Here is a 16590-nt window from a genome sequence, read left to right as displayed (position 1 = left end):
TTTCTGGACACAACCGGTATTGAACGCAGGCGGGCGGAAATGAAAATCACACGCATCGAAACCTTCAGCAGTGAATTCGTGGGCTTCACCCGGATTACCGATGCCACCGGCGCAACGGGTTGGGGGCAGGTTTCGACCTACCATTCCGACATCACCGCGCAGGTCCTGCACCGGCAGGTCGCGCCCTGGACGCTGGGGCGCGAGATCGACGATCTGGACGATCACCTGAACTATATCCAGGAACGCGAGCACAAGTTTCCCGGCTCTTACGTCTGCCGTGCCATGGGCGGGTTGGAAACCGCCGTCTGGGATCTGCGGGGCAAGGCGGCGGACAAGCCGGTGGCCGCGCTTCTCGGGGGGTCACCGGGCAAGGTCCGCGCCTACGCGTCATCAATGAAACGCGATATCACGCCCAAGGACGAAGCTGAACGTTTTCGCCGTCTGCGCGGGGAATACGGCTTCGATGCCTTCAAATTCCGCCTTGGGGCCGAGGTGGGGCGCGGCAAGGACGAATGGGAAGGTCGGACCGAGGAAATCATTCCCACCATCGGCAATGCCTTCAAGAACGAAGAGGTCGCGCTGTTGGCCGATGCGAATTCCTGCTATTCGCCGGCACAGGCGATCGAATACGGGCATATGCTTGTCGATAACGGCGTCAGCCATTTCGAGGAGCCGTGCCCCTACTGGGAACTGGAGCAGACCCGCGAAGTGACCGCCGCGCTGGCCGATCTGGACATTGACGTGACCGGCGGCGAGCAGGATTGCCAGATACCGATCTGGAAACGCATGATCGACATGCGCGCGGTCGATATCGTGCAACCCGACGTGATGTATATGGGGGGCATGGGACGCACGATGCAGGTGGCCCGCATGGCAGCGGCGGCGGGTCTGCCGGTGACGCCGCACTGCGCGAACCTGTCGATGGTCACCCTGTTCACCATGCACCTGTTGCGCGCAATCCCGAACGCGGGAAAATACCTTGAGTTCTCGATCGAGGGCGCTGACTACTACCCGTGGCAGCAGGATCTTTTCGTGACCGACCCCTATACCATCACCGATGGTCAGGCCGAGGTCACCGACGCCCCCGGCTGGGGCGTGGAAATCAACCCGGAATGGCTGGCGAAATCGACCTATCAGGTCAGCGAGGTGGAATGATGAGCGTGTCCGCGCAACTGGTCGAGGAATATTTCGCCTCCGGCACGCTGACCGGGCTGCCAGATAAGCATTTCATCGGCGGCTCATGGGTTGCCCCCGCGCAGGGCGGAAAAATACCGACCTTTGATCCCGGCACCGGGCGGGCGTTCCACGATTTCGCTGCTGGTACGGCTGAAGATGTCGCGCAAGCCGTCGCTGTCGCCAAGTCGGCGCAGCGCGACTGGGGCCGCGCCAAGGCCTTGGACCGGGGGGCGATCCTATATCGCGCGGCGATGCTGCTGCGACAAGAGGCGGCGCGTTTTGCGGTGGTTGAAAGCCTTGATAGCGGCAAACCCCTGCAAGAGGCCGAAGGTGACGTGGCAGGCGCCGCGCGCACGTTTGAATATTACGCCGGTGCCGCCGACAAGATGCAGGGCGATACCTTTCCGCTGGGCGCGGATTACCTTGGCTATTCGATCAACGAGCCGGTCGGTGTCACCGCCCATATCATCCCGTGGAACTTTCCGATTTCGACCGCTGCGCGCGGTATCGCACCGGCGCTTGCCGCGGGCTGCACCGCAATTGCGAAACCGGCCGAAACCACGCCTCTGACGATGCTGATGCTGGCGGAATTGCTGCACCGCGCCGGGCTTCCGGCGGGGGTCTGCAACGCGGTGACGGGCACCGGGCAGGCGGCGGGCGCGCCGCTTGTCAGCCATCCCGATGTGCGTCACGTGACCTTTACCGGGTCGGTTCCGACCGGCACGGGCGTGATGCAGGCCGTGGCCCCGAACGTCACCAGCCTGGTGTTGGAGCTGGGCGGAAAATCACCGCTGATCGTGCTGGGCGATGCTGACCTCGATCAGGCGGTCGACGGCGTGATCGGTGCCATCTACGAGAATGCCGGGCAGATTTGTTCCGCGGGCTCGCGGCTGATCGTCGATCGCCGGGTGCATGGCGCGCTGGTCGAACGGGTTGCCGAACGCGCGCGCGGCCTGCAGATCGGCCACGGGCTGCATCGCGCGATGCTTGGCCCGCTTAATTCGGACGCGCATCTGGCCAAGGTCGCGGGTTTTGTCGAAGATGCGCGATCACGCGGCCTGTCGATCGCGACCGGCGGCGCGACCACGACCGACCCCGCGACCGGCGCGGGCTGGTTCCACGAACCCACCGTGATCGACGCCGTGCCCGCGTTAGACCCCATCGTGCAGCAAGAGATCTTTGGCCCGGTGCTGGCGGTGCAGGTCGCGGAAGACGAAGATCACGCGCTCGACCTTGCCAATGGCACCGAGTTCGGCCTGGTTGCAGGCATCTATACCCGCGATTTCGACGCGGCGCATCGCATGGCGCGCGACATCGACGCGGGACAGATCTATATCAACGAGTATTTCGCGGGCGGCATCGAGGTGCCGTTCGGTGGCAACCGCAAATCCGGTTTCGGGCGCGAAAAGGGGCTGGTGGCGCTGCAAAGCTATACCCGCGTGAAAAGTGTTGCCGCAAGGATCGCGTCGCATGGCTGATATTTTCGCAGAAGGGTTTCGCGACACATCCTACTGGTGGGACACGAGCCCCTTGTGTGACGCGCCCGCCGACCCTCTGCCCGCGCGGGCCGACGCGGTGGTGATCGGCGCGGGCTATACCGGCCTGCACGCGGCGCTTCAGATCGCGCGGGCCGGGCGCAGCACCGTGGTGCTCGACTCGGGCGCGCTTGGCCACGGTTGTTCGACACGGAACGGCGGGCAGATCAGCACATCGATCAAGCCGAGCCTTGCGGAACTGGCCCGCAAACACGGTGAAACCACGGCCCGCCGCATCCTGGCGGACGGCCATAATTCGCGCGCCTTCATCGAAGATTTCGTGACGGCCGAGGGTATCGCGTGCGATTTTCGGACCTGCGGCCGCTTTCACGCCGCGCATACGCCGAAAGCCTTCGACGCCCTTCGGGCCGCCGCCGATAATCAGCCCGAGGGGTTCGAGGTACCCGTCACGCTGGTGCCGCGCGGCGAACAACATGCCGAGATCGGCAGCGGCCTCTACCACGGCGGCGCGATCTACCACGACCACGCCGCTGTTGATCCCGGCCGCTACCACGCGGGTCTCGTGTCGTTATGCCGACAGGCCGGGGTCTCCTTCGTGTCCCAGACCGCCGCGACCGGGCTTTCGCAGGACGATGGCGGCGCCACGGTTGCCACCCCGCGCGGCAGCATTGCCGCCCGCGACGTGGTGTTGGCGACGAACGGCTATTCGGGCACGCTCTCGCGCTGGCACCAGCGCCGCATCATCCCCATCGGCAGCTACATCATCGCAACCGAAGAGCTGCCCGCGTCGCTGATGGATGAACTGAACCCGAACAACCGGATCGTGTCCGACACCCGCAAGGTGGTCTATTATTACCGGTCTTCCCCCGATCGCAAACGCATCCTGTTCGGGGGCCGTGTCAGCGCGACCGAAACCGACACCATCAACAGCGCCCGGCGGCTTTATGCGGACCTGCTGCGCATCTTCCCCCAGCTGAGCGGGCGCCGGGTGACACATTCCTGGATGGGATTTGTCGGCTACACCTTTGATTCCCTTGCCCATGCGGGGCAAGACGGCAAGATACACCATGCGATGGGCTATTGCGGTTCAGGCGTCGGCATGGCGAGCTATCTGGGAATGAAGACCGGGCTGCGGGTATTGGGCCACCCCGAGGCCGGCACCGGGATCGCGGATGTCGCATTTCCGACACGCCCGCTTTACCGCGGCAGGCCCTGGTTCCTGCCCGCGGCGGTAGAATATTATCGACTGAAGGATCGGATCGGTATCTAGTGCCGCTGAATTGGTTTGCTACCAAGCCGGAAATGGACCTTTCCGGCAGATCAATTCGACGTTGTAATTCGCGCCATCGTCGCAAAACAACAGTCATCGCGACAAACGAAATCAACAATGACCAAAGGGAGAACTGACAATGAAATATTCGATCAAGATGCTGCTGGCCGGAACGGCCCTGGGGCTGGCCGCCGGTTCGGCCGCCTCGGCAGACACACTGAGGCTGCTGACCTGGGGCAGCTACGCGCCCGAAGAAGTGATCCGTCTCTTCGAGGCCGAATATCCCGATATCGACGTCGAGGTGACATTCTCCAACAACGAGGAAATGATTGCCAAGCTGCGGGCAACCGGCGGTTCCGGTTACGACCTGGCCCAGCCGAGCCATGACCGCATTTTCGCGGCCCAGATGGAATACAACATCTACAAGCCCCTCGACCTGTCCCAGATCGATACCTTGGTCATGCAGGCCAACCTGCTGGACGGCGTCAAGGCCAACACCACGATCGACGGCGAAGTCTATGCCGTGCCGCACCAGTGGGGCACGTCGGGCGTGATGGCCAACAAGGCCGAAGCTCCGAACATCACTGGCTGGAACGACCTGTGCGACCCGGCCTACAAGGGCCGCACCTCGATGCGGCTGCGGCGCACCATCCTGCTGGGCACCGCCTTTGGCATGGGAATGGACCCGTTCGAGCTCTACAATGATCTCGACGCCTACCAGGATATGCTTGATCAGGTCACGGCAAAGCTGATCGAATGCAAGAGCAACATCAAGACCTACTGGACCGGCGGTGACGACCTGCAAAGCCTGATGCTGTCGGGCGAGGTCGTGGTCTCGGAGACCTGGGATTCCACCGCGTTCCGGCTCTATAGCGAAAACCCCGACATCGTGTTCGTGCCGCCGGAAACCGGGGCGCTGGCATGGATCGACACCTTCGCCATCCCGCGTGGCGGCGAGGCTGACGATGCGGCCTACAAGTGGATCAACTTCGTGATGCGTCCGGAGATCATTACGCTGATGTCTTCATCCACGGGTGCCATCGCGGCGGTTCCGAACGGTATCGAATTGCTGCCCGATAACAAGCGTGACGCGGTGCAGGCGGCGTTTGACCAGGAAGACCTGGACAACCTCAAGTTCTTCGCCAACATCCCGCCGGGACTGGAAGACATGGAAGGTATCGCGCTGGAACGGATCAAGGCCGCGTCCGAGTAACCTTTCCACCACATATCAGCGATGACAGGGGCGTGGCGATGCGTCCCTGTCCACCATTCAAACCCCGGGGGCAGACCATGTACGACCTACGATGCGATAGTGTGACCAAGCGTTTCAGCAACTTCACGGCCGTCAACAACGTTTCGTTCGACATCCCAAGCGGGTCGTTCTTTTCGATCCTCGGTCCGTCCGGCTGCGGCAAGACCACGCTGATGCGGATGATCGCGGGTTTCGAAAACCCCGACGCCGGCGATATCCTGATCAAGGGTCATTCGGTCCTGAACCTTGCCCCGAACAAGCGTAACGTGAAGATGGTGTTCCAGCACCTGGCGCTGTTCCCGATGATGACGGTCGGCGAAAATATCGCCTACGGGCTGCGCTGCCGGGGTGACGCGAAATCCGAAATTGGCGGCAAGGTAAAGGCCGTTCTCGACCGTGTCGGCCTGCCGGGGGTCGAGGACAAGCAGATTTCCCAGCTTTCCGGGGGCCAGAAACAGCGGATCGCCATTGCGCGCTGCATGGTGCTGGAGCCCGATGTGCTGCTGCTGGACGAGCCGCTTGGCGCGCTTGACCTGAAGCTTCGCGAGCATATGAAGATCGAGTTGAAACAGCTTCAGCACCAGTTCGAGACAACCTTCCTTTATATCACGCATGACCAGTCCGAAGCGCTGGTGATGTCAGACAATGTCGCGGTGATGAATGCCGGACGCTTCGAACAGATCGGCCCTCCGAAAGAACTGTACGAGAACCCGGTTTCCGGCTTCGTCGCCGGCTTTGTCGGCGACAGCAACCGCTGGGGCGGGCGCGTCGACCGCATGGCCGACGGTGTCGCGCGGGTCGCGCTTGACGGCGGTGACAGCGTGCTGGCGACACCCGGCACCGGCGGGCTTTCCGATAGCAGCGACGTCGAGGTCTTCGTCCGCCCCGAGGCGATCTCGGTCGGCAAGGGCGCCGAGGGCTCGACTCTGTCGGGCATCGTCGACAGCCTGCTCTTCAACGGCGCAAACAGCCGCATCCTTGTCAGGACCGGTTCCGGCAAGCTGATCGAGGTGGCCGACCAGGCGGGCGCGAGCGGTCTCGGTGAAGGCGATGCGATCGACATCCACTGGCAGGGAAACCGCGCGCTTTGTTTCGGCAAGGGGGCTGCGTGATGCGCTCTGACGCTGGAAAGCTGTCGCTGATCCTTCTGATGGCGCCTTTTGCGCTGTGGATCCTTCTGCTGATCGTGCTGCCGCAGCTTGGCATCGGCTACGTGTCGCTGCGCGAAAAAATCGGGCCGGGGCAATTCACCTTCGGTTTCGGCAACTACATGGATTTCCTGGGGGAACCGATCTATTGGAACACCCTGCTGCGCACCGCCTGGATGTCGATCCTGGTGACCATCCTGGCGCTGCTGGTCGGCTTTCCGGTCGCCTATTACATTGCCAAGATCGCCCGCCAGCGGTCCCGTGCGGCGTTGTTCCTGCTGTGTCTGATCCCGCTTTGGGTCAGCGACCTGGTGCGCGCCTTTGGCTGGATCGTGCTGTTGCGCGAGACCGGCCTGGTGTCGGGCGCGCTGCAATGGGCGGGGCTGATCAGCGGCCCGGTTGAGCTGCTCTATAACGACGTCACCGTTGTGATCGGCCTGGTCTACACCGTGGTCCTGTTCATGATCGTGCCGCTGGTGTCGACACTCGACGGCATGGACGACGCGCTGCTGGAGGCGGGTTATAACCTCGGCGGCAGCCGTTTCACTGTCTTCCGCCGCATCATCGTGCCCTACGCCATGCCGGGCATCGTGGCGGGCTGTATCATCACCTTCATGCTGACCGCGGGCAGTTACCTGACGCCGATCCTGCTGGGCGGCAAGAACAGCAGCTGGTTCACCGAACAGATCTACAACCAGTTCATCACCCGCTACAACTGGGAGGCCGGCGCGACCTTCGGCGTGCTGCTGCTTGGGTTCACGTCGCTGGTGATCTGGCTGGGCCTGAAGCTGACGGGGCAGAGCCTCGCAACCACCGTGGCGAAGGAATAAGCTCATGGCACAGGCAAACAAATCCCCGTTCCTGACCTTCGTGTACCGATCCTACGTGACGATCTTCTTTCTCTACCTGGTCGCGCCTTTGCTGGCGGCAGGCGTCTTTGCGTTCAACGACTCGCTATTCCCGGCGCTGCCCTGGCAGGGGTTCACGTGGGACTGGTTCTTTAACGATACCGAGCCCAAGCTGGGCATGTTCCACGATGAACGCCTGCTGCGCGGGCTCAAGAACTCGGTCTATATCGGGGTGATCGTGTCAGCCCTGGCGGTGATGGCAGGCACCTGCAACGCCTTCCTTTTCGAGCGCAAGCAATTCCCGTTCAAGAACGCGCTATATGTACTGATGGTGGTGCCGCTGGTCATTCCCGGCGTGATCCTCGGCATTTCGCTTCTGGTCTTTGCCAGCATGATCGCCAACGGGATCGACGCGGCAACCGGGATCAATGTGAAATGGTTGCGCCCGGGGATACCGCTGATCGTGCTGGGGCAGTTTTCCTTCCTGACCACGATCACCTCGCTGGTGATCGCGGCGCGGCTGCAGAAGTTCGACATCGCGCTGGAAGAAGCGGCGCTGAACCTCGGTGCCAGCCGCCGCAGGGTGCTGGCGACCGTGACGCTGCCGTTCCTGTTCCCGGCGCTGTTTTCGGCCTTCGTGGTGTCGTTCCTGGTATCGTTCGAGAATTTCAACACCACGCTGATGCTGGTCGGGTCCGACGCCCCGCTGACAATCACCATGTACGACCGGGTGGTCAAGGTCGGCTCTACCCCCGTCCTGAACGCGGTATCGGTGTTCCTGATGATCGCCTCCGGCTCGCTTGCGTTGCTGAGTGTGCTGGTCCAGCGGAACAAGGACTAGTTGCACGGCGTGAACGGTCGGCCATCTTCAGGCAGCCGGATGGCAGCGACGCCGCCGGTTCAGCCTGATTTGTGGTCCACCTTTCTGTCGCGTTGCCGCCTGCGCTGCGGCCCATGACATGCCCGCCCTTGACCAGGCGTCGTGGCATCTTCCACCTGCGCGCCCGGCGGTCTAACTTGCAGGTGATGGAATCGGCTTTGGACTTTCATACGGCAAAGGCGCTGCTGGAATGGCAGATCGAGTTCGGTGTGACCGAGGCGATCGGAGATGGGCCCGTGAACCGGTACGAGGTGCCCGACAAACCCGCAAAACCGACACCGGCCCCCGCCCCGACCACCGAACCGGCCGCCGCCTCATCGGCATCCGCCGGGGCTTCTCCGGTGGCCGAGGCGCGTGCTGCGGCCGGGGCCGCGGCCGACCTGACGGCGCTGCGCGCCGCGATGGAGGCGTTCGAGCATTGCGAGTTGAAGCGCGGTGCGCGCAATCTTGTCTTTGCCGATGGCAACCCGTCGGCACGGGTGATGATCATCGGCGAGGCGCCGGGCCGGGACGAGGACCGCGAGGGGCGGCCTTTCGTGGGCCGGGCCGGGCAGTTGCTGGACAAGATGCTGGCGGCGATCAGCCTGTCGCGTTGCGCCGAGGCGCCCGAACGTGCCGTCTACATCACCAACGTCCTGCCCTGGCGGCCGCCGCAGAACCGCGATCCGAAACCGGATGAGATCGCCATGCTGCTGCCCTTTGTCGAGCGCCACGTGGCATTGGTAAAACCCCAGGTAGTTGTCCTGATGGGCAATATCAGTTGTCAGGCCGGTCTTGGCCGGCGCGGGATCACACGGCTGCGCGGTGCCTGGACGGAGGCTTACGGTACTCCCTGCCTGCCGATGTTCCACCCGGCCTACCTGCTGCGCAGCCCCGGTGCCAAGCGAGAGGCCTGGGCCGACCTGCTGGAACTGCAGGCGCGGCTGAGAGGGGGCGCATGAGAATCCTCGCCTTTTCCGACCTGCACCATTCGCGCCGCCGCGCCGAGGCGCTGGTCGAGGCCGCGCGCGAGGCCGATCTGGTGATCGGGGCGGGAGATTTCTGCAACATGCGGCAATCGCTGCCCGAGGCGATGAACCTGCTGAGCGGCATTGACGCGCCGATGGTGGTGGTGCCGGGCAATGCCGAAAGCTCCGACGAGTTGCAGGATGCGGCGCATGAGGGCACGACGGTGCTGCATGGCAGCAGCGCCGAGATTGGCGGCCTGCGCCTTTTCGGGCTGGGCTACGGCGTGCCGGTCACGCCCTTTGGCGCATGGTCCTGCGACCTGACCGAGGCCCATGCCGCCGAGATGCTGGCGCGTTGCGAGACCGCTGACATCCTGATCCTGCATTCGCCGCCCAAGGGGGTTGCGGATCTGACATCGGGGGGGATTTCGGTGGGGTCGACGGCGCTGCGCGAGGCGATCGAACGGATCCAGCCCAAGATCGCACTCTGCGGGCATATTCATGAAAGTTGGGGTCAGGCCGGGCAGATCGGGCGCACGCGGGTGGTCAATCTTGGTCCCACACCGAACTGGTTTACCTTCTGATGGTCGAGTTCTGGACATTGATGGCGTTCATCCCCGCCGGGCTGGCGCTGAACCTGAGCCCGGGGGCGGATATGATGTTCTGCCTGGGGCTGGGCCTCAGATCAGGACCGAAAGCGGCAGTCGCGGCCAGCGCCGGAATTTCCACCGGCAGCATGGTGCATGTGGCATTGGCCGGGCTGGGGCTGGGTGCGGTGGTGGCGGCGCTGCCGTGGATGTTCGACGTGATCCGCTGGGTGGGCGTGGCCTATCTGCTCTGGCTGGCATGGGGCGCCTTGCGCGCGGGGCCGGTGGCCCGCGCCGAGGTGCAGCCCGTTCCTGCGCGGCAGGCGTTTCGGGACGGGATGGTCGTCAACCTGCTCAACCCGAAGGTCATCCTTTTCGTGCTGGCATTTCTGCCGCAATTCGTGGACCCCGCGCAGGGCAGCATTTTGGGGCAGTTCCTGATCTTCGGTCTGGTTCTGGCGGTGGGCGGATTTTGCATCAATGGCGGTGTTGGCATCTTTGCCGGGGCGCTCAGGCGGCGGTTGACCGGGCCACGCTTTGCCCGTGGTCTGGGGCTGGTCAGCGCCGGGATATTCGCCGCCCTGGCGGCGCGGCTGGCGATTATGGAAAGGGCGTGAGCGATGGCGCGGATCGACGAGAACAAGGCATTCATACCGGTGCGCATTGCCGTGCTGACGGTCAGCGACAGCCGCGAGATGGCCGATGACCGGTCGGGCCAGGTGCTGGTCGACCGGATCGCCGAAGCCGGGCACGAATTGGCGGATCGCCGGATCATCCGCGACGAACGGCAGGAAATCACCGCGCAGCTGCGGGACTGGATCGCGGACGCGGACGTGGATGTGGTGATCTCTACCGGGGGTACGGGCCTGACCGGCCGCGACGTGACGGTCGAGGCGCATCGCGACGTCTATGAAAAGGAAATCGACGCCTTCGGCACGGTCTTTACCATTGTCAGCATGGGGAAAATCGGCACCTCTGCCGTGCAGTCGCGGGCCACGGGCGGCGTCGCCGGGGGAACCTACCTGTTTGCGCTACCAGGCAGCCCGGGCGCCTGCAAAGACGCCTGGGACGAGATTCTCGCGTTTCAGCTGGATTACCGCCACCGGCCCTGTAATTTCGTTGAAATAATGCCGCGACTGGACGAACATCAGCGCCGGAAATGATCTGTTTCCACGTATAAGCCCTAAGAACTTGGCATTTCACATGGTAGGTTTACATTAGTCAGGTACCGTTTGGTGCCAAGCAAGGGTTTGATGTTCATGCGGTTTTTGCGTCACAGCCTGACCGGATTCTTCCTGTTGTCGCTGACATTGGGCCTGCTGACCTATGCCGGACACTCGATTTTCGACGCCGTGCAGCAGAGACTGACAACCGAACCCGAGGTGCCCGAGCGGCGCGAACGCGTCTTTGCGGTCAATGTCGACACGGCCATCGAAGAAACGATCATCCCGGTTCTGACCGCCTTCGGCGAGATCGAAAGCCGCCGCACATTGGAAATCCGCGCCAAGGCCGGTGGCACGCTGGTGGAACTGGCCGAGGATTTCGTCGAGGGCGGGCAGGTGGCCGCAGGGCAGCTGCTGGCGCGTGTCGATCCGGCGGATGCGCAATCGGCGCTGGACCGGGCTGCAAGCGATCTGCTGGATGCCCGTGACGAAGAAAGCGAAGCCGCGCGTGCACTGATCCTGGCGCAGGATGAACTGGCCGCCGCCGAGGACCAGGCAGAATTGCGGGCGCGCGCGTATCGCCGCCAGCTTGACCTGGAGGAACGCGGCGTGGGCACTGCCGCGGCGGTCGAAACCGCCGAACTGTCCGCCGCTCAGGCGCGTCAGGCGGTGCTTGGCAGCCGGCAGGCCCTGGCCCAGGCCGAGGCCCGCGTGGATCAGGCCGCGACCCGGCTGGCGCGGGCCGAGATTGCCCAGGCCGAAGCGCAGCGGCGGCTGAACGACACGCGTATCACCGCCGGGTTCGCCGGAACACTCAGCGAGGTTTCGGTTGTCGAGGGCGGGCTGGTGGCGGCCAATGAAAAACTTGCCATACTGGTGGACGGCAACAAGCTGGAGGTCGCGTTCCGCCTCTCGACCCCGCAATATCTGCGCCTGTTGGACGACGAGGGGCTGCTGATCGACGCGCCGGTCAGGGTGACGCTGGATGTCTTCGGACTCGATCTCGAGGTCAAAGGCCAGATCAGCCGGGACAGCGCGATTGTCGGAGAGGGGCAGACCGGGCGCCTGATCTTTGCCCGGCTGACCAATGCCGCGGGCATGAAACCCGGCGATTTTGTTACCGTCACTGTCGAAGAGCCGCCGCTTGACCGGGTGGTGCGACTTCCTGCCTCGGCGCTGGGGCCGGACGACCAGGTGTTGGCGTTGGTGGGCGAAGACCGGCTGGAGGCGCTTGAGGTGACGCTGTTGCGCCGCCAGGGCGATGATATCCTGGTGCGCGGCGACGGGCTGGCGGGGCGCGAGATCGTCCGCCAGCGCTCGCCGCTTCTGGGGGCGGGGATCAAGGTGCGCCCGCTTCGGGGCGATTCCGATGATGCGCGGGGCGCGGATGAGATGCTGGTGCTGAGCGCCGATCGCCGCGCCCGGCTGGTGGCATTCGTCGAGGGATCGACCGACATGCCCGAGGCGGTCAAGCTGCGCCTGCTGGGGCAATTGGCCGAACCGCGCGTTCCCGCGCGTATGGTCAAGCGGCTGGAAGGCCGCATGGGGGGCTGATCCGTGGCCCGTGGCATTCCCAGGGCCGCCGGTGGGCTGTTGTCCTATTTCACCCGGCACAAGACCGCCGCCAACCTCTTGCTGGTGGTGCTTATCGTTCTGGGTATGGCGGCGTTGCCGCGGATGCGCGCGCAGTTCTTTCCCGACGTGATCATCGACAATGTGAGCGTGACGGTCCTGTGGGAGGGGGCGGGTGCCGAAGATGTGGATGCGGGCGTCGTGCAGGTGTTGGAGCCGTCGCTGCTGACCGTCGAGGGGGTGACGCGCAGCGAGGCCACCAGCCGCGAAGGCATTGGGGTCATCAAGCTTGAGTTCGAGCCGGGCTGGGACATGGCCCGCGCCGCCGATGACGTGCAGACCGCCGTTGATCTGACAACCACGCTGCCCGAAGATATCGAAGAACCCGAGGTGCGCCGCGCGGCCTGGCGTGACCGGGTGACCGACGTGGTCATTACCGGACCGGTGGCGACCGAACAGCTGGGCCTGTTGGCTGACGAACTGGTGGTCAGGTTGTTCGACGCCGGTGTCACGCGCACCACGGTGCGCGGTGTCTCGGCGCCTGAAACGATCATCGAGGTGCCCTCGGCCAACCTGATTGCCCATGATGTCAGCTTTGCCCAGATCGCCGCCGCCGTCGCCGGTGAGGTCGATGCCGATCCGGCGGGCGATGTCACCGGCGCCAACACCCGGGTGCGCACCGGCGTCGAAAAACGGGGCCCCGATCAGCTGGAGGCGATCGTGCTGCGCTCCAACCCGGACGGGTCGAAACTGACCGTCGGCGATGTCGCGTCGATCCGGGTGGAAGGGATTGCCCACAGGCTCAGCTATTTCGTGGGCGAAGATCCGGCCATGTCGATCCGGGTTGACCGGTCGGCCCGCGGGGACGCGATCGATATCCAGCGCCGGGTCGAGGACGTGGCCCGCGAAATGGCGGAATCGCTGCCACAGGGGGTCAAGGTGCAACTGACCCGTACCCGGTCCGAGCTTATTTCGGGGCGGCTCAACATGCTGATGGAAAACGGGCTGACGGGGCTTGCGCTGGTCGTCGCGCTGCTGTTCCTGTTTCTGAACGCGCGCACTGCCTTCTGGGTGGCGGCAGGGATTCCGGTGGCGATGCTGGCGGCGGTGGCACTGATGTATCTGGGCGGGTTGACGATCAACATGATCTCGCTTTTTGCCCTGATCATCACGTTGGGTATCGTGGTCGATGATGCGATCGTGGTGAGCGAGCACGCGGACGCAAGGGTGCGCAAATTCGGCGAATCCCCGGTCGAGGCGGCCGAACGTGCCGCACAGCGGATGGCCTCGCCGGTTTTTGCCGCCACGCTGACGACCGTGATCGCCTTTTTCGGCCTGACAGTGGTGGGCGGACGCTTTGGCGATCTGATCGTGGATATCCCCTTCACGGTGATCGCGGTGTTGCTGGCCAGCCTGATGGAATGTTTCCTGATCCTGCCCAATCACATGGCACATGCTTTGCGCAGGTCCGGCGACCGGAACTGGTATGACTGGCCCAGCCGGACGGTGAATGCCGGGTTCGTCTGGGTGCGCGAGCGCCTGTTCCGGCCATTCATGGCGGGGGTCATAAGGGCGCGCTATCCGGTCTTTGCGCTGGTGCTGGTGGTGCTGGCCAGCCAGGTGGCCCTTTTCGTATCCGGCGAAGTGAAATGGCGGTTCTTCAACGCGCCCGAGCGGGGCAGCGTGACCGGCAATTTCGCGATGGCGCCCGGCGCCACCCGCGCCGACACGATGGCGATGATGCGCGAAATGCAACGCGCGATCGAGGAACTGGGCGCGGAATACGAAAATCTCCATGGCACCAACCCGCTGAGCTTCGTCATGGGCCAGGTGGGCAGCAATAGCGGCCGCGGGCTGGCCGGGGCAGACACCAAGGATCCCGATCAACTGGGCGGGGTCGCGATAGAGCTGATCGATGCCGATCTGCGCCCCTATTCCAGCTTTGCTTTTGCTGCCGAACTTCAGGAGCGTGTCCTGCATCATCCGCTGGTCGAAACCGTCAGTTTCAAGGGTTGGCGGTCCGGGCCGGGCGGTGATGCGCTGGATGTCGAATTCTTCGGCGCGACAGCAGATGGTCTCAAGGCGGCGTCGGAGGCGTTGAAGGAGGCGCTGCTGCGGTTCCCCGAGGTCACCGGGGTCGAAGACAACCTGGCCTATGACAAGGAAGAACTGATCCTGGAACTGACCGCACAGGGCAACGCGCTGGGCTTTACCATCGACGGGCTGGGTCGCGTCCTGCGCAACCGGCTGAACGGGATCGAGGCGGCGACCTATCCGAAGGGCCCGCGCAGCGCTGAGATCCGCGTGGAACTGCCCGAGGGGGAGCTGACCGCCGATTTCATGGAACGGATGCAGCTGCGCACGCCGGACGGCACCTATGTTCCGCTGGCGGATCTCGTCAGTGTCGAACGGCGCAACGGGTTCTCCACGGTGCGGCGGGAAAACGGCATCAGGCTGGTCAACGTGACCGGCGATGTTTCCGAGGATGATCCGGCGCGTGCCGAAGCGGTGATGCTGGCGCTGGAAAACGAGATCCTGCCCAAGATCGCCAGCGATCTGGGCGTGGAATGGCAGCTTGCCGGTCTGAGCGAGCAGGAAGACGAATTCCTGAGCGATGCCCGGCTTGGCCTGATTCTGACCCTGACCGGCATCTACCTTGTGCTTGCCTGGATCTTTTCCAGCTGGACGCGGCCTCTGGTCGTCATGGCGATCATCCCCTTCGGACTGGTCGGCACGATCTATGGCCATCACCAGTGGGACGTACCGCTGAGCATGTTCTCGGTCGTGGGATTGCTGGGGATGACCGGGATCATCATCAACGATTCCATCGTGCTGGTCACCACGATCGACGAATATGCCAAGGATCGCGGGTTGATTCCGTCGATCATCGACGGCGCCGCTGACCGGTTGCGGCCGATCATGCTGACGACGCTGACGACCGTGCTGGGGCTGACGCCGCTGCTGTTCGAACGCTCGCAACAGGCGCAGTTCATCAAGCCCACGGTGATCACGCTGGTCTACGGGCTGGCCTTTGGCATGATCATGGTGCTGCTGGTGGTGCCGGCGCTGCTGGCGATGCAGCGTGATGTCAGCCGCAAGCTGGCCGCGCTGCGCCAGGGGTTGCGGTTTCGCGACCGCAGGGTGCGGTTGGTGCTGACACTGGGTGTCGGCCTGCTGCTGCTCTGGTGGGGGGTGACCCTGGGCCTGACCCTGGCTGGCGGTGTCGTCCCGCCGCTGTGGGCGGCGCTTTGGCCGGGTGCGACGGCCCTGTCGCCGATGCTGGCGGCTTTGATCCTGTTTGTCGCCGGCGCCGCTGTTCTGGCGTTGCTGCTCTATGCGGCGCTGGTGATGATGCTACGGCCACGCCGTGGTCATCCGGCGGGGCAGCCCTGAATATCCACCGTCCGTTTATTGCCAAGAACGGTGATGCGCAGGCTTGAGCGGTCGACCGCGAAACTGTGCCCCTCGACATGATAGAGCTCTGTTTCGGCGATCAGCCTGCCGCCCTGGCGCGCTGTTTTCGATTGTGCGGCCCAGACCATCGGATTGCCCGTCTCGATCACCGCCAGTTCCCGCCCGCCGGTTCGCGGCAGGTCGATTTCGGCCCGCAGCTGCACCCCGCCCGAGATGGGGGAAATGCGACAGGCCACACGGCCGACACGGGCCTCGGACGCGGTTTCGGGCCGGTCGGCAAGGGCCGCGACGATGCGCGGGTCCGTTTTTTTCTGACCCAGCGGCAGTTCTTGCGACAGTTTCAACGTCATCGGCACGCAGACATCCTTGCATACGCCCAGCGTCACACTGCCGGTCAGGGTGATCGGTTTGCCGGGCCGCGAACGTGTCAGGGTCAGCGGCAGGGTCAGGCTGTTTTCATAACCGATGGTCTGAATCCCGCCCTGCATGATACGTTTCGGGACGGGCCAGCTTATCGCGACATTTGACAGGTTGCGCGAACCGGCCCAGTCGAAGCTTGGCGGTATCCCCGCATCCCCGGGCGCGCGCCAGTAGGTCTTCCAGCCGTCATTGAGCGTGATGTGCAGGGCCGAGACATGCTTGCCATCCGCCCGCTGCCACCCCGTGAGGATTCGCGCCTGCAGAATGTCGCCACCCTGTTGCGCTGCTGCCGGGGGTGACAACAGCGCCGCCGCGGCCAGAAAAATGCCGATGAACGATCTGATCATGTTTCTGTCATGGGCCACAAGCGTTGAAATGCCAACTCACTTTCCAGAGAGAATTTTGTGTGTGACAGGC

General features: G+C 64.0%; 14 protein-coding genes. 13 read left to right on the top strand and 1 reads right to left on the bottom strand.

Annotation, left to right across the window (positions count from 1 at the left end):
• The first annotated feature begins 39 nt into the window (after window positions 1-39).
• The 13 genes from AAFO92_RS20455 to AAFO92_RS20395 all read left to right on the top strand — a co-directional run bounded on the left by AAFO92_RS20455 (window position 40) and on the right by AAFO92_RS20395 (window position 15732).
• The gene (locus tag AAFO92_RS20455) at window positions 40-1155 is read left to right on the top strand and encodes a mandelate racemase/muconate lactonizing enzyme family protein (protein ID WP_347538394.1); all 1116 of its coding nucleotides are present in this window, start codon (window positions 40-42) and stop codon (window positions 1153-1155) included.
• Window positions 1152-2654 (top strand): aldehyde dehydrogenase family protein, encoded by a 1503-nt coding sequence (locus AAFO92_RS20450; RefSeq protein WP_347538392.1) that lies wholly within the window; start codon window positions 1152-1154, stop codon window positions 2652-2654. Before AAFO92_RS20455 ends, AAFO92_RS20450 begins: the two co-directional genes overlap by 4 nt.
• Entirely contained in the window at window positions 2647-3942 is a 1296-nt protein-coding gene (locus tag AAFO92_RS20445) for an FAD-binding oxidoreductase (protein WP_347538389.1), read from the top strand. The genes AAFO92_RS20450 and AAFO92_RS20445 overlap by 8 nt, the downstream gene beginning before the upstream one ends.
• A 139-nt stretch (window positions 3943-4081) precedes the next feature.
• Entirely contained in the window at window positions 4082-5155 is a 1074-nt protein-coding gene (locus tag AAFO92_RS20440; RefSeq protein WP_347538387.1) for an extracellular solute-binding protein, read from the top strand.
• 77 nt (window positions 5156-5232) lie between these two features.
• On the top strand, window positions 5233-6306 hold the full coding sequence (locus AAFO92_RS20435; RefSeq protein WP_347538385.1) for an ABC transporter ATP-binding protein: 1074 nt from the start codon (window positions 5233-5235) through the stop codon (window positions 6304-6306).
• Entirely contained in the window at window positions 6306-7172 is an 867-nt protein-coding gene (locus AAFO92_RS20430; protein WP_347538383.1) for an ABC transporter permease, read from the top strand. Before AAFO92_RS20435 ends, AAFO92_RS20430 begins: the two co-directional genes overlap by 1 nt.
• 4 nt (window positions 7173-7176) lie before the next feature.
• A complete protein-coding gene (locus AAFO92_RS20425) occupies window positions 7177-8031 on the top strand; it encodes an ABC transporter permease subunit (RefSeq protein ID WP_347538381.1) in 855 nt (284 codons plus the stop codon).
• Between the two features lie 185 nt (window positions 8032-8216).
• A complete protein-coding gene (locus AAFO92_RS20420; RefSeq protein ID WP_347538379.1) occupies window positions 8217-9011 on the top strand; it encodes a uracil-DNA glycosylase in 795 nt (264 codons plus the stop codon).
• Window positions 9008-9601 carry a metallophosphoesterase family protein gene (locus tag AAFO92_RS20415; RefSeq protein ID WP_347538377.1) on the top strand — a complete coding sequence of 198 codons (594 nt, stop codon included), beginning with the start codon at window positions 9008-9010 and terminating at the stop codon, window positions 9599-9601. The genes AAFO92_RS20420 and AAFO92_RS20415 overlap by 4 nt, the downstream gene beginning before the upstream one ends.
• Complete coding sequence (locus tag AAFO92_RS20410) at window positions 9601-10221, top strand: LysE family translocator (RefSeq protein WP_347538376.1); 621 nt, start codon at window positions 9601-9603, stop codon at window positions 10219-10221. Before AAFO92_RS20415 ends, AAFO92_RS20410 begins: the two co-directional genes overlap by 1 nt.
• A 3-nt stretch (window positions 10222-10224) precedes the next feature.
• The gene (moaB, locus tag AAFO92_RS20405) at window positions 10225-10767 is read left to right on the top strand and encodes a molybdenum cofactor biosynthesis protein B (RefSeq protein ID WP_347538374.1); all 543 of its coding nucleotides are present in this window, start codon (window positions 10225-10227) and stop codon (window positions 10765-10767) included.
• Window positions 10768-10863: 96 nt separating this feature from the next.
• Window positions 10864-12321, top strand: coding sequence for an HlyD family efflux transporter periplasmic adaptor subunit (locus tag AAFO92_RS20400; RefSeq protein ID WP_347538372.1), 1458 nt, complete (start codon window positions 10864-10866; stop codon window positions 12319-12321).
• 3 nt (window positions 12322-12324) lie between these two features.
• Window positions 12325-15732, top strand: coding sequence for an efflux RND transporter permease subunit (locus AAFO92_RS20395; protein WP_347538370.1), 3408 nt, complete (start codon window positions 12325-12327; stop codon window positions 15730-15732).
• Here AAFO92_RS20395 and AAFO92_RS20390 read toward each other — a convergent pair.
• On the bottom strand, window positions 15711-16520 hold the full coding sequence (locus AAFO92_RS20390) for a protein-disulfide reductase DsbD domain-containing protein (RefSeq protein ID WP_347538368.1): 810 nt from the start codon (window positions 16518-16520) through the stop codon (window positions 15711-15713). The genes AAFO92_RS20395 and AAFO92_RS20390 overlap by 22 nt on opposite strands.
• Window positions 16521-16590 lie beyond the last annotated feature (70 nt).

This window comes from Roseovarius sp. CAU 1744 (assembly GCF_039839345.1).
Classification (GTDB): Bacteria; Pseudomonadota; Alphaproteobacteria; order Rhodobacterales; family Rhodobacteraceae; genus Roseovarius.
Note: the sequence above shows the minus strand (reverse complement) of the source record. Positions and strands in the feature narration are given on the sequence as shown.